Genomic DNA, 13018 nt, shown 5'->3' with positions numbered 1-13018 from the left:
CATGACCGCTCAAGCCAACTTGCCCATGAAGCGTCCGCTGCTGCGCCGTGTTTTACAAGCTTTTGTCGATATTCGTGAACTGACGCTGATCGTTCTGATCGCCGCCATCATCATCGTGATGTCCAACTTTAATCCCTATTTCCTCAGCTTCTCAAACTTTCGAGCCGTGGCCGTGGGCATGGCCCCCACCGCGATCATCGTGATCGGTATGGCGATCCTACTTGCATCCGGCGGGTTCGATCTTTCCGTTGGGTCGGTAATGGCCTTGTCTTCGACTGTCGTCGCCATGCTGCTTTTGACTGGCATGCCAATTCCGCTCGCGGTGGTATGCGGATTAGTGTTGGGTGGAATTGTCGGGGTAGTGAACGGTTTGCTTGTGACCGGCCTCGGGATCAATCCGCTTATCGCGACCCTCGGGACGATGTCAATCGCGCGAGGCATCGCTCTTGTCCTGACCGAAGGTTTTTCTGTCTCAAGCCTGCCAGCATCATTTGCCTGGATCGGCAAAGCCGACATAGGCGGCTTTCCTGTAATCGTCTTGTTCACCATTCTGCTCGTCGTCCTGTTTGACCTGGCCGTCCGCCATACACGCTTTTTCCGTCAGGTCTATTTCATCGGCGCCAATGAAAAGGCCGCGATGTTGTCAGGCATCCATGTCACACGCGTGCGTATCATTCTGTACGCACTGACCGGTATTCTGGCTGCTTTGGCGGGTGTATTGCTCGCCTCCCGCCTGATGAGCGGCACGCCCACGGCAGGAAACGGTATCGAACTTCAGGTTCTGGCAGCGGCTGTCATCGGTGGCGCATCTCTACGCGGCGGCGAAGGTACTATTCTTGGTGCTTTCCTCGGCGTCGTTTTCGTTGCGTTGATCAACAACACTATGACGATGCTGGCTGTATCGATCTACTGGCAGATGATCGTCATCGGCGGTGTACTCGTTACAGCGGTCGCCTTGGACATGCTGATCCGAAGCAAACGGGGCTAATCCCGACGCTTTCCAAAACTCAACAACAACCAAAGATCCAAAACAGGGAGACTACGATGACTGAATTGAATGTGAATCGGCGCAGGCTGCTGACAGCGGGCACCACCGCTGGACTGGCCGCAGCGTTCGGACTGCCCATGCTGTCCAAAGAAGCCATGGCGCAAGCGGCCGGCAAGGAGTATGTTTTCCTGTCCATTGTCACGCAGGTACCGTTCTGGGTGGATTATCGCAATGCGATGGAAGACCTTGAAGAATTGATGGGCATCAAGGCCACATTCACCGGCCCGTTGGATTTCGACACGGCCGCACAAGCACGCCAATTGGATGAACTGATCGCAAGACGTCCCGCAGGCATCCTTATCTTCCCCGGTGATCCAGCCACTCTGGCCCCCGGCGTCGAACGTGCGGTGGAGGCTGGCATTCCAGTCACATGTTGTATTGGCGACATTCCCGACAGTCCCCGGTCCACATTCCTTGGTATCAACGGCGTTCAAGCAGGACGTGTCGGCGGCGAAATGCTGGCGCAAGCGATTGGCGGTAAGGGCAAAGTTATCCTCGGCACTTTCCCTGCCCCTTCCACATTAGAGCGTGTCGAAGGGTACAAACAGATCTTTGCCGAGAAATACCCGGATATCGAAGTGGTCGACGTAGTCAATGACAAGGCCGACCCGTCCTATGCGCCGACAGCCTACCTTCAGGCCATTCAGGCGAACCCGGATATTGTTGGCATTGGCGGCACGGACGGCGACAGCGGCAAAGGCGCTGCAATTGCAGTCAATGAGGCGGGACGCAAGGACATCAAGATCGTCGCGATGGACCGAAATGATGATATGCTTCCCTATATCGAAGACGGCACAATTCACGGCGCTGTGGCTCAGAAATCCTATCTTGAGATCTTTCTCGCCTTCCACATGATGCATTGGCAGAACACTGACGCGCTGAAGGTCTTGCCCGATTGGAAGGCGGCTGGCATCAATCCTCTACCCGAGCGCGTTGAAACCGGGGTTATGCCGATTACTGCCGAGAACGTCGTCCAATTCAAGCACACCTAAGGGATTGTCCCGGCGCATTCGATCGCGCCGGGAAACCGATAGGAGGGGGTACATGTCGGACAGATGGAGCGTTCTACACCTGCAGCAAAACGATCTGCAGCTGACACTCCTGCCCGGCATCGGGGGCCGCCTATGGGATATAAACTTCCAAGGTCGCTCCCTCCTATTTCAGAACGCAGATCTCGACGGTTTGGATGTCGATGACACACGGCTTACTGATCTGCCCACACGCTCTCCACAATTTGGTTTTCCGCTCTGGGGCGGAGAGAAGACGTGGATCGCCCCAGATGCATCCTGGGTAAACGGCGCTCCGTTTCCCGTGTTGGACAGCGGCTCTTACCAGATCACTTCAAGAAGCAGCACTCGTATCGACATGACCAGCGCAGTATGCCCGACCTCGCACTTGTCAGTGTCGCGCCGCATCACGCTGACCTCGGCGGAAAGCTGGGAAATAGAACACATCGTGGTCAACCAAGGGACCTCCTCGCGCCTGACCGGCATTTGGTCAGTCATGATGCTTAACACCCCCACCAAGATCGGTGTCGAATTGGAAGACCCTGCGTTCTACCCTGTTTTTGGCTCTGCCGAAGGGATGATAGCGACGCACGGCAACGGCATTGTCGTGGATTGCAACAGACAGCAGGAATTCAAGGTCGGGCTACCGAACCCCAACGGTCGTACATTGATACGGTGCGGCGCTGATACCCCGTTGCTAATGTGCTCGGTACCAGAACCTCAAAAGGGCGATCAATTTGCACACGACTATCCGTTTGAGGTCTTTAATTCAGCCGATTACGCCTATTGCGAAGCGGAGTGGCACTCTCCGGCACGCAACCTCGCACCGAATGAAACGCTGAGTTTTCGGCAGACGTTCCGCGTCTCTGCAGATGAAGATGCAACCCAATTGCCATTGGGGCTCACAAACAACAAGGAGTTCCTGTCATGCATGTCTTGATTACAGGCGCAGGCGGGCATCTCGGCCGCAAACTCTTCAACGCGCTAGAAAGCGACTCCGATTACACCGTCTCTGGCATCGACATCCGTCCCGTTGATCATCCCGACATTCACACAGCAGACCTGTCCGACGACAGCAGTTGGGTCAGTTTGCTAAAGGGAGTGGACGTTATCGTGCATCTTGCCGGAGACCGAGAGCCCTCCGCCACTTGGGCCTCCGCGATTAAACACAATATGGATGCAACGCTTTCTCTCTATCACCATGCGGCAGCCATGGGCGTCAGCCGCGTGGTTCTTGCCAGCTCCAACTGGGTTCACGGCGACAAAAGGTTCACGCAAGAGGTGCTCAACAGCACGACACCACCAGGGCCAGTAAACGCCTACGGAATGTCAAAGCTGTTCTGTGAACGAACAGGGGCCTATTTCGCCGAGCATCACGGACTGTCGGTCATCTGCTTGCGCATCGGCTGGACGCAATGGACTCACGGCAACCAACCCGGCACACACATGGCGATGGGCCGGTGGGGTCAGGAAATGTGGTTGAGTGATCGGGATTTTCTAAGCGGAATGCGCGCCGCAATAGATGCCAAGGATATTTCCTTCGCAGCCCTAAACCTAATGTCAGATAACCCGGGGATGCGCTGGGATATCACCGAAACACGACAAGCGATTGGCTATTCTCCAAAGGATGGAAGCCCCGCGAAAATAACATTGGGCATTTCCTTGAGATCCATGCTGCAGCGGCTGTTTACAGTCCGGCTCCCTAGTTATTTCACGACACGTTTTCCAGATTGGTAGAGTATAAGGCCCGGACATTGTTGCGTCTCGCATTCAGTTTCCGAAACCTCGCACCGAAGTAAGCGCTGAAAAGGTCATCTTTGTCCGCTTCGCGGTAGACGGAGAGCGACATAACGAGCGCCAGATTTGGCAACCATTGATGTTTGATACTTCGATAACAAACTGCAAACGTCGCTGAACGGGTGTTATCTGAAGCGATCTGTGGTTGAGTGCGAGCCTTATCTGCGGACCGAACGAACCATCATTTCAACCCCTCAGATATCATCCTTCCCACCACTTTCCTTTCGTGGCCAGCGGGATTTGGACAAGCCAAACGTCACTGGCCGTCAGGGTGAGGGCGCGGCCCTCCCCCTCGGGCAACCCTATTAGACAGGGCCGTGTCCTCGGCTGCGCCTCCGGTCCGCACCACCCCTGTCGAATAGCATTGCCTCGCCCCCTCCCGCGTTCGCCACGTGGCAGATCAGCAGGAACAGGCAGCTTCGCTGTCTGATCTGCAAATCAGCCCTGATTTTCTAAAAGGGAAGTCAAATCAAATGAAACTGTCTGCGGGAGTCTGAAATAGCAGCGGCGTGTTAGCTGATGACCCAAAGATCAAATTCAACTGATGTCCAACGTTGGGGGCGCCTTCTGATGTCGAACGTTCACTGCTTTTCTGGTCCAACTGTGACGGTTGGGTCAGGTTCGTGTGACGTTCAACAGGAAACCAGTGGCGGACCGAGGAGGATTCGAACCCCCGACCCCTTGATTCGTAGTCAAGTACTCTATCCAGCTGAGCTATCGGTCCGCGTTGGTGAGGCGGTATGTAGACCCACGTCAGAGGACGTGCAAGCCGATTCTTCAAAAAACTTTTAAAAAGTCACGTCGCCCTGCGGCAGCCTGATTTCAAAGGTGGTTCCCTCCGGTCCGGTCTGGGTCAGAACCAAGTCGCCACCATGTCCACGCACCAATTCTTGCGAGATGGCAAGCCCAAGGCCCGAGCCTCCTTTGCGCACCCCGCCTTGAAACGGAGTGAACAGGTTTTCGCGCGCTCGCGGGGGCAAACCAGGGCCGTTATCCCTGATCTCAACACACCAGTCATTGTCGTGTACGCAGCCGGCAATCGTGATTCGGCCCGGCTTTCCGGACGCCACCAGCGCCTGACGCGCGTTGCGCACCAGGTTCATCATCACGCGGAAAATCTGTTCGGGATCTGCGCGCGCCACGAGGTCTTTCGGAACCTCGTTCACAATCTCGACACAGGCATCAGCAATGGCGAGCTTTTCACTTGCCACAACATCCTCGGCCACGTCGCGCAAAGGCACCATTGTCAAGGTCGGTGCCGGCTCTTCCGCCCGACCAAACGCCAGCGTGTTTTCACACAGGGACACAGCCCGCGTGATCGAGTTGACCAGCTTCGGCGCCATGCGCCGCACCAGCGGATCATCGCTGGCCTCGATCCGATCAGTGAACAGCTGCGCCGACGTCAGGATGTTGCGCAGGTCATGACTGACCTTGGCCACAGCACCACCCAGCTGCGCCAATCGTTCGCGCTGTTTCAAAGCTTGCGTCAGTTCGGTCTGTAACTGCTGCAGCGCCTCTTCAGCTTCGCGCAACTCGGTCACTTTGGAATTGGGCGAGATGATCCCGCGGGCATCTTCGGGGGCGCTTGCATAGCGCTGCATGTACCCCACGACGCCCTTGATCGGCTTCACCAGAACAACGCGCACGGCAAGGAACAGGAAAAACGCGGTGATAATTGAAATGACAAAGGACAGGCCCAGAATACGCAGGCCATAATCGGTCATCGCCATCCGCAGCGGCTTGCTGTCTGTCGTGACCTCGATCAGAAGACCTGCATCTTTAACCGGCTCACCAATCACGCGAATGACTTCGTTTTCAGGTGTGAACAGGCGCGACATGGCGTCCCGGATTAAAATCCACGGACCGGCATCGCGCAGATCATAGGTATTGGCGATCTGTTCGGGAATGGGCGAGGACAACATCAGCTGTCGAATTTCATCGCGCCGCAGCACCACATTATACACGCCCGCGTTGACCAGCAATTCGGCCTCAAGGTCTTCGGCCAGCATATCATCGGCCAGCAAGGCCAGCGAGGCAATTTGCGCACGCTCTAGACGGTTCAGCAGGAAATCTTCGCGAAACCGGGCAATCGAGGGGACAAAAATCAAAATCTCGGCCAACATTACGAAGACCGTCGTCAGGATCAGAAATCGGCCCGACAGCGAGTTCACTATACGCTCCTTTTCCGGTTAGGGCATCCAGCGTTGGACGAACCCGACCACTCGTTTAACCATTTGATTCTCAAACAGCCTTGGCGTGAAATAGGCACCTGCCACGCGTTTGTTAAGCTCTCCGATCGTCGGATAGGGCGAAATCATCGCAGCGATCTGCCCCATCTTCAGATTATTGGCGAGCGCCAGCGACCACAAGTTGATCAATTCGCCCGCCTGATGACCCACGATTGTGGCGCCCAAGGGACGGCCTTTTACGACCATGACCTTAATGAAGCCTTTCGTCTTGCGTTCGGTTATGGCGCGGTCGTTATGGTGATAGTCAAAGCGCGCGATCTCGACCCTGTCGCCATGCTGGTCGCGGGCTTGCGCCTCGGTCAGGCCGACCTGCGCCAGCTCCGGGTCCGTATAGGTGGCCCAGGGGATATGTGTCGATTTTGCCTTGGATGACAGGCCAAACAAGGCCGAGCGGATGATGATCCCGGCATGATACCCGGCCACATGGGTGAATTGCAGCCCGCCCGCCACGTCGCCGATGGCATAGACCTTGCGGTTCGTGGTGCGCAGCGAGGCGTCCACCTTAATCCCGGTACGGGTTGGTTCGATCCCGGCGGCTTCCAGATTAAGGCGGTCGGTATTGGCCTTGCGCCCGGCGGCGATCAGCAGATGCGAGCCGGTGTAGATATCGCCATTCTCGGTCACGACATCGACCAGCCCGTTATTGTCCCTGATTTGGGCAACCATCGCCTGTTCATGCAGGGCTACACCTTCGGCGCGCAAAGTGTCCAACACAACAGCCGCCGCGTCAGGGTCATCCTTGCCCAGCGCCTGCATGCCTTCGATCACGGTCACCTCGCAACCAAGACGGATATGGGCCTGTGCCATCTCAAGCCCGATAGGGCCACCACCAATGATCAGCAGATGCTCGGGTTTTTCGCGCAGCTCGAATATGGTTTCGTTGGTGTAATATGGCACCTGATCCAAACCCGGGATCGGCGGCACCAAAGGGGACGAGCCGGTGGCAATCACCACCCGTCGCGCAGTGATCAAGTGATCGCCCGCCTGCACCTGCGTGGGGGAAACAAAGCTGCCGAATTCGCGTATCACTTTGACTCCGAAGCCTTCAAAGCGTTCCTGGCTGTCCATCGGTTCGATCTGGGATATCACGTCACGGACGTGATCCTTGGCAGCCGCATAATCCACTTGCGGCATCACGTCTGCCACACCCATGGCTGCGGCATGGGCCTGCCCATAAGCTGTCTTGCCGCTGGCGATCAGCGCCTTGGAAGGTACACAGCCAAAATTCAGGCAGTCACCACCCATCTTGTGACCTTCCAGCAAGATGACGTCGGCTCCCATCTGACTAGCCCCGGCAGCAACGGACAAGCCACCCGACCCGGCCCCGATCACCAGGATATCCGTCTTCAGTTCTTGCATGAGTTCAGGTGTCCTTTTTGCCGCGCAGGGCTTTGATAACTATCGGCAACGCGGCCAGCACGCACAAGCCCAGGATGGGGCCGATAACGAAGGGTTCCCACAGCAACGAGACATCCGGCGTCTCACCGCGGTCGAAAACACCACCCAAACCAACACCGATCCAAGTGTACACGATGCCGCCCGGAATGATGCCCAGCGCTGTGGTGATCAAGAAGTTGCGGAATTTCACCCCCACCAGTGCCGGCACCAGATTGGCGACAAAAAACGGCACAACCGGCACAAGACGCAGCAGGAACAGCACCGAGATTTCGTTCTCGCGCAGGCCGTCCTTGAGCTTTTTCACGGTGCCTTCCGAAGCCTCCAGCCGTGCGGTCAGGGATTCACCCAGCCCCCAACGCGCGGCCAGAAAGATCGCCGATGCACCGATGGTAGCTGCAAAGACGTTAAAAACGGTTCCGGCAAAAAGGCCGAACAGAAACCCTCCGGTCATGGACGCCACAGCCGCGCCGGGCAGCGAAAAGGCGACGATGACGATGTAGATCGCCACAAAAGCACCCGCCATGGACCAATAATTCGCATCCCGCCACGCCAAAAGGGCTTCGCGGTTGTCACGCAACGTCTCGAACGTCAGATAATCGCCCAACGTAAAGAACCCCACCGCAGCCACGGCGAGAATCACCAGCAAAGGTACGTGTCGCGCAAGCCCTCTGCGCGGGGTCTGGGTGGTTTCGCTCATCAAGCCGTCCGGTTTGGTGCGTTTCATTCTGCCCCCAACATGCGCCGCGCGGGACCCATGCAACAGGGACCTCACGCGGCGTTGATGCAAATGACGGGTAATGTGAGGGTTTGAGGCCATAAAACCGCTATTTTGAAACCTTTTGCGTGACGCCGTACCAGAATTGTTGCAAAAGGCGTCAAAACCCCCACCTAGGGGTTTGACTTACCCACCGCTACCCAGTAGAGGACGGGCTTCGAACACTAGGGCCAGGCGAATCCGCGCCGCACCCCACCGCATAGATTGGAGACGGAGCGATGAAACGCACCTATCAGCCTTCGAACCTGGTTCGCAAACGCCGCCACGGTTTCCGCGCGCGCATGGCCACCAAGGCCGGCCGCAAGATCCTGAACGCACGTCGCGCACGCGGCCGCAAATCGCTGAGCGCATAAACCGCTCACCGATCAGGTTATGAACATGACGCCGCCGGAGGCCCCTGAGGATGGTAAGAACCAGCCGAGGGTCAAGCCCCCGGCGGCGTCCGTTTGCGTGCCTGAGACATTGACTGTTCTCAAGAAACGATCCGATTTCCTGAAAGCCGCCCGCGCGCGCAGGCAGGGCACCTCGTCCATGATGGTGCAGGCGCGCAAACGTGCTGCGGATGAAGCTACGGGGATTCGCGTCGGCTTCACCTGTTCCAAGAAGGTTGGGAATGCGGTGGCGCGCAACAGCGCCAAGCGGCGCCTGCGCGAAGCTGCCCGCGCGGTGCTGCCCGCACAGGGTCAGAATGGTTGGGACTACGTGCTGATCGGCCGCGCCGAGGTCACTGCCGCGCGCCCGTATGAAGCTTTGCTGGATGATCTGCGCTATGCCCTGCGCAAAATTCACAGCGCGCGGAAATGACTCTGCTGTCTCATATCCTTGCCCTGCCCATTCGGGCTTATCGGCTGGTGTTCAGCCCCTGGGTTGGTTTCAATTGCCGCTATCAACCCACTTGTTCGGCCTATGCGCTAGAAGCATTGGAAAAGCACGGCGCCATCAAAGGCGCGTGGTTGACCGCCCGGCGGATCGGGCGCTGCCATCCTTGGGGTGGTGACGGGTATGACCCGGTTCCAGAGCAGAAACCAAAAGACTAGAGCAGACGTGTTTCAAAGAATAGCGGTCTCAACTCGGCCTTAAAGCAAGGTTGCCCTGCGTCGTGTGTGTACGGGTCGGGATTTCCTCGCGGTCCAACTTGCCAGAAATGGTGTGGAACACGTCTTCAAGAAATACCGGGTCATCAAAATAAAACGTGTGTCCGGAATTGATACCGCCGTCAAAACCGCCTTGTTTAAAGCGCGCCGCGCAATACACATTGGCGGCCTTGCTATGCAGCGGCCTGTTCATACCATTCCGCCCAACCCTTGGTGCAACCCCGATCCGTTTGACCGCAGATATCGACAGTACGTCATCCATTGTATTGTAGTAATTCGTCAGTCGTACGCAGTGACGATAAAGCGATGAAGACTTGGAGCTCTCCGGATCAAGCGATTTGACAGACAGATCTCCAGCCACCAGCATGACCTGGCTGACTGACCAGCTTTTGCTGGCAATTCGGGCTCGGTCATCGGCATCATCAAATGCCTCGCGCACCACATAGCTGCCCATCGAATGTGCCAGTACGTGCAAGTCGATCCGACACTCTGGTCGCTGCATCTCCGAAAACATCGCGACGCCGTCCCTCACCAGCCGGAAAGCCGATTGCTTGGCATCCATCCGGTCCTCCAGGTAATTCAAGGCCGAATCCGCACTGGGCCAGTCAAAGCTGACAACAACGCCTTTGAAGCCGTGTTCTTTTAGCCCTGCTTTGATTTTGCGGTGCCGCACAAGAACTTCCGCCTGAGAGTTATTGAACCCATGCACGTAGAACACGATGTCACCCTCGGTATAAGGGTTCGTCGTACCGCCCTGAGCGGCCAATATGACCTTGTCGCGCCATTCTCGCTTTGTGATCTTGTGCGACAGCATCATATCATCCGCGCTTTCCGGAATTTCCAGAAAATGGCTGGCTGCAGGCTCGTTAGAAAAGCCGTTTCCGCTTTTGCCGCGGGCAACAAAGGCATAGTCCATAATAATCTCCTCGATAAATGACGCCTTTTTATCACAGGTCAACAATGCCCCAAAATCTACAATCCGGCTTATCGCGCTTGCCCGCTTGCCATATCGACTGTAACCACGGCGCATGTTTGACGAAACTGACGATATCCACCCGCTCTTTGCTGGCGCACCCTCGACCACCGAGTTCAAGAAGCTGCGCAAACGCATCGTACGCCAGACCCGTGAAGCCATTGAGCACTACGGAATGGTGGACCCGTCCGCCCATGACAAGGACGGCAAACCGCCCCGTTGGCTGGTCTGCCTGTCGGGCGGCAAGGACAGCTATACCCTGCTTGCGGTTCTCTATGAACTAAAGTGGCGCGGGTTGTTGCCGGTCGATCTGTTGGCCTGTAATCTGGATCAGGGTCAGCCTGGTTTTCCCGCCACGGTCCTGCCCGAGTTTCTGGAACGCATGGGCGTGCCTCACCGCATTGAATACCAAGACACCTATTCCATCGTTGTGGACAAGGTTCCTCAGGGCCGTACGTTTTGCGCCCTGTGCTCACGCCTGCGCCGAGGCAACCTGTACCGGATCGCCCGCGAAGAAGGTTGCTCTGCCGTGGTCCTGGGCCATCACCGGGACGACATTCTGGAAACGTTCTTCATGAACCTCTTCCATGGCGGGCGCCTGGCCACGATGCCTCCGAAGTTGGTGAACGAAGAAGGCGATCTGTTCGTTTTCCGCCCGCTGGCCCACGTGGCCGAGACCGATTGCGAGAAATTCGCCACCTCGATGAACTATCCGATCATCCCCTGCGATTTATGCGGCAGCCAGGACGGCTTGCAGCGTCAGCAGGTGAAACAGATTCTGGATCAGTGGGAAAGAAACAGCCCCGGTCGTCGACAGGTGATGTTCCGGGCACTGACCAATGCGCGACCGTCGCATCTGTTGGACCCAAAACTGTTCGATTTCGCCAACCTTGTGCTAAACCCCGGCAAAAAAGACGAAAATTCGGACGAAATTCCTCAGCTGCGTTAACGTCTGACTCAGATTGGTTTTCTACGGTTGCCCAATACGTGCTTTGCCAAACGTAGAGGCCCAGAAAACCGATGTGGAAACATATCAAATTCGAACGCGTTCTTGATGCTCTCGCTTCTGTTCTGAGCGGTCCTGCCGCGCTGGCCTTTGTGCCCGCCATCAGTTTGGCGGCGTTCTGGATCGGCGGGGAACGGGCGTTGGTGGTTGCCGCCTTCGTTTTACCCTTGATATTCGCAGGCGCGGCCACCTTTGACGCCCGCGCCAACAGGCAGCTTCAGCGGCGCAACCCGCCTGGTGGCATGATGGCAATAGACAGCTTTTACAACGAGCTGGAAGGCATGTTCAAAAAGGCAGTAACCGATGGTGCGGATTCGGCTTGCCTTCTAATCGCCCTGGATGATTATTCCGACTTTCTCGATCTTCACGGCAATTCGGCGGCAAATCACCTGACCGACCAATTCGGCAGCCGTATTCTTTCTGTTATCCGAACACAGGATATCGCGACCCGCCTGGAACCTAACAAAATCGCAATCGGCCTGCATCCATCCCACCAATTGGATCTGGAGGCCTGCATTCAGATGGCGGGGCGCATTCAGGCCGTCGTTGAAGAACCCTTTACACTCAATGGTGCTGGTGTCTACGTTTCCTGTTCAATCGGATTCAGCCTGCTGAGCAGCGTCCCTAAGGATCAGTACGAGGATTGGGTCGACGCCGCAAAAGCCGCCTTGGACGAGGCGCAGCGGAACGGACCGTCGACCATTCGCGCGTTTTCCAGCGAAACACAGCGTCGCTCACGCATTCGCGCCAATCTTCGCAAAGAGTTTGAAGACGCGCTCGACAATGGTGAGATACGCCCTTGGTTCCAGCCACAAATCTCAACCGACACAGGTCGCGTTACGGGTTTCGAGGCTCTGGCCCGCTGGGAACACCCGCAAAAGGGTGTACTTAGTCCACAGGTATTCTTGCCGTTCGCTGAGCAGGCCGAGTTGATGGAGAAATTCGGTCAGGCGATGCGGCACCATGCTTTCGCCGCGATACGCGATTGGGATCGCGCCTCGGTCGTGGTTCCTCGGATCGGCGTGAATTTCTCTTCTGATGAACTGCGCGATCCAGCGTTGATCAACCGCCTGAAATGGGAGTTGGACCAGAATGATTTGACACCGGACAGGTTGGCGGTGGAAGTTCTGGAAACCGTGTTCTCGCGCCGCCCCGACGATGTGATTACCCGCAACGTGACCAGCATGGCCAAGTTGGGGTGCTGCATCGATCTGGACGACTTCGGCACCGGCCACGCATCCATTGCTTCGATCAAGCGCTTTGATGTTTCGCGGATCAAAATTGACCGCTCTTTCGTCGCCAAGGCAGATCGCGACGCCAGCCAGCAACAACTGGTCAGCGCAATACTGACGATGGCCGAGCGGCTGAATGTCGAAACGCTGGCCGAAGGGGTTGAGACCCAAGGCGAACATGCCTTGATGGCGCAATTGGGGTGCGATCATGTTCAAGGGTTCGGAATTGGCAAGCCAATGCCCTTTGAAAAGACGCTGGATTGGATCACGGCACATCAGAACAAGGTCAACGGAATGCCGAAGATCGGGCGCAAGACAGGACCGTAATCGCTGATTTACGCCACAGAAACGCGATCCAAAAGGAAATGACGGGCGAATCCGCTTGACCTTTGGGCTTGCACTCTGTTGAACCCACCGGGTGTGTTTCACTGCTTAAGGT

General features: G+C 56.7%; 13 protein-coding genes and 1 tRNA gene. 9 read left to right on the top strand and 5 right to left on the bottom strand.

Going from position 1 to position 13018, the window contains the following annotated elements:
* Position 1 precedes the first annotated feature (1 nt).
* The 4 genes from GOX21_RS16000 to GOX21_RS15985 are packed head-to-tail and all read left to right on the top strand — an operon-like array spanning position 2 to position 3792.
* Positions 2-988 carry an ABC transporter permease gene (locus GOX21_RS16000; RefSeq protein WP_174818928.1) on the top strand — a complete coding sequence of 329 codons (987 nt, stop codon included), beginning with the start codon at positions 2-4 and terminating at the stop codon, positions 986-988.
* A gap of 56 nt (positions 989-1044) precedes the next feature.
* On the top strand, positions 1045-2040 hold the full coding sequence (locus GOX21_RS15995; RefSeq protein WP_010437236.1) for a substrate-binding domain-containing protein: 996 nt from the start codon (positions 1045-1047) through the stop codon (positions 2038-2040).
* A 52-nt stretch (positions 2041-2092) separates the two neighbouring features.
* Positions 2093-2995 (top strand): hypothetical protein, encoded by a 903-nt coding sequence (locus GOX21_RS15990; protein WP_170378450.1) that lies wholly within the window; start codon positions 2093-2095, stop codon positions 2993-2995.
* Entirely contained in the window at positions 2983-3792 is an 810-nt protein-coding gene (locus GOX21_RS15985) for an NAD-dependent epimerase/dehydratase family protein (protein WP_170378448.1), read from the top strand. The genes GOX21_RS15990 and GOX21_RS15985 overlap by 13 nt, the downstream gene beginning before the upstream one ends.
* 707 nt (positions 3793-4499) lie before the next feature.
* On the opposite strand, the gene GOX21_RS15980 is transcribed toward GOX21_RS15985, so the two are convergent.
* The 4 genes from GOX21_RS15980 to GOX21_RS15965 form a co-directional block, all read right to left on the bottom strand.
* A tRNA-Arg gene (locus GOX21_RS15980) sits at positions 4500-4576 on the bottom strand.
* A 64-nt stretch (positions 4577-4640) separates the two neighbouring features.
* Positions 4641-6026 (bottom strand): sensor histidine kinase, encoded by a 1386-nt coding sequence (locus tag GOX21_RS15975; RefSeq protein ID WP_170378612.1) that lies wholly within the window; start codon positions 6024-6026, stop codon positions 4641-4643.
* A 15-nt stretch (positions 6027-6041) separates the two neighbouring features.
* Positions 6042-7460 (bottom strand): dihydrolipoyl dehydrogenase family protein, encoded by a 1419-nt coding sequence (locus GOX21_RS15970; protein ID WP_170378446.1) that lies wholly within the window; start codon positions 7458-7460, stop codon positions 6042-6044.
* A gap of 4 nt (positions 7461-7464) precedes the next feature.
* Positions 7465-8196: a TVP38/TMEM64 family protein gene (locus GOX21_RS15965; RefSeq protein WP_170378610.1), complete on the bottom strand. Its 732-nt coding sequence runs from the start codon at positions 8194-8196 to the stop codon at positions 7465-7467.
* A 296-nt stretch (positions 8197-8492) separates the two neighbouring features.
* Here GOX21_RS15965 and rpmH point away from each other — a divergent pair, with 296 nt between their 5' ends.
* Genes rpmH through yidD form a run of 3 tightly spaced genes read left to right on the top strand, consistent with a single transcriptional unit; the run spans position 8493 to position 9311 of the window.
* Entirely contained in the window at positions 8493-8627 is a 135-nt protein-coding gene (rpmH, locus tag GOX21_RS15960) for a 50S ribosomal protein L34 (RefSeq protein WP_005980833.1), read from the top strand.
* Between the two features lie 25 nt (positions 8628-8652).
* Positions 8653-9078, top strand: coding sequence for a ribonuclease P protein component (gene rnpA / locus GOX21_RS15955; RefSeq protein ID WP_170378444.1), 426 nt, complete (start codon positions 8653-8655; stop codon positions 9076-9078).
* Positions 9075-9311 carry a membrane protein insertion efficiency factor YidD gene (yidD, locus tag GOX21_RS15950; protein ID WP_170378442.1) on the top strand — a complete coding sequence of 79 codons (237 nt, stop codon included), beginning with the start codon at positions 9075-9077 and terminating at the stop codon, positions 9309-9311. Before rnpA ends, yidD begins: the two co-directional genes overlap by 4 nt.
* Before the next feature lie 28 nt (positions 9312-9339).
* Here the strand turns inward: yidD and GOX21_RS15945 are convergent, their stop codons facing one another.
* Positions 9340-10284, bottom strand: a complete 945-nt coding sequence (locus tag GOX21_RS15945; RefSeq protein WP_170351647.1) for an alpha/beta hydrolase — start codon at positions 10282-10284, stop codon at positions 9340-9342.
* Between the two features lie 112 nt (positions 10285-10396).
* Here GOX21_RS15945 and ttcA point away from each other — a divergent pair, with 112 nt between their 5' ends.
* Both ttcA and GOX21_RS15935 read left to right on the top strand, forming a co-directional pair.
* On the top strand, positions 10397-11290 hold the full coding sequence (gene ttcA / locus GOX21_RS15940; protein WP_170378440.1) for a tRNA 2-thiocytidine(32) synthetase TtcA: 894 nt from the start codon (positions 10397-10399) through the stop codon (positions 11288-11290).
* Positions 11291-11361: 71 nt separating this feature from the next.
* Positions 11362-12906, top strand: a complete 1545-nt coding sequence (locus GOX21_RS15935) for a putative bifunctional diguanylate cyclase/phosphodiesterase (RefSeq protein ID WP_170378439.1) — start codon at positions 11362-11364, stop codon at positions 12904-12906.
* The last annotated feature ends 112 nt before the right edge of the window (positions 12907-13018 follow it).

Source organism: Ruegeria atlantica (genome assembly GCF_013032005.1).
Taxonomy (GTDB): Bacteria; Pseudomonadota; Alphaproteobacteria; order Rhodobacterales; family Rhodobacteraceae; genus Ruegeria; species Ruegeria atlantica_A.
Note: the sequence above shows the minus strand (reverse complement) of the source record. Positions and strands in the feature narration are given on the sequence as shown.

Bases quoted from the DNA above. Each gene is read 5' to 3' on its own strand.
- GOX21_RS16000 (WP_174818928.1), top strand. From the start codon at position 2: ATGACCGCTCAAGCCAACTTGCCCATGAAGCGTCCGCTGCTGCGCCGT.
- GOX21_RS15995 (WP_010437236.1), top strand. From the start codon at position 1,045: ATGACTGAATTGAATGTGAATCGGCGCAGGCTGCTGACAGCGGGCACC.
- GOX21_RS15990 (WP_170378450.1), top strand. From the start codon at position 2,093: ATGTCGGACAGATGGAGCGTTCTACACCTGCAGCAAAACGATCTGCAG.
- GOX21_RS15985 (WP_170378448.1), top strand. From the start codon at position 2,983: ATGCATGTCTTGATTACAGGCGCAGGCGGGCATCTCGGCCGCAAACTC.
- GOX21_RS15970 (WP_170378446.1), bottom strand. From the start codon at position 7,460: ATGCAAGAACTGAAGACGGATATCCTGGTGATCGGGGCCGGGTCGGGT.
- GOX21_RS15965 (WP_170378610.1), bottom strand. From the start codon at position 8,196: ATGAGCGAAACCACCCAGACCCCGCGCAGAGGGCTTGCGCGACACGTA.
- rpmH (WP_005980833.1), top strand. From the start codon at position 8,493: ATGAAACGCACCTATCAGCCTTCGAACCTGGTTCGCAAACGCCGCCAC.
- rnpA (WP_170378444.1), top strand. From the start codon at position 8,653: ATGACGCCGCCGGAGGCCCCTGAGGATGGTAAGAACCAGCCGAGGGTC.
- yidD (WP_170378442.1), top strand. From the start codon at position 9,075: ATGACTCTGCTGTCTCATATCCTTGCCCTGCCCATTCGGGCTTATCGG.
- GOX21_RS15945 (WP_170351647.1), bottom strand. From the start codon at position 10,284: ATGGACTATGCCTTTGTTGCCCGCGGCAAAAGCGGAAACGGCTTTTCT.
- ttcA (WP_170378440.1), top strand. From the start codon at position 10,397: ATGTTTGACGAAACTGACGATATCCACCCGCTCTTTGCTGGCGCACCC.
- GOX21_RS15935 (WP_170378439.1), top strand. From the start codon at position 11,362: ATGTGGAAACATATCAAATTCGAACGCGTTCTTGATGCTCTCGCTTCT.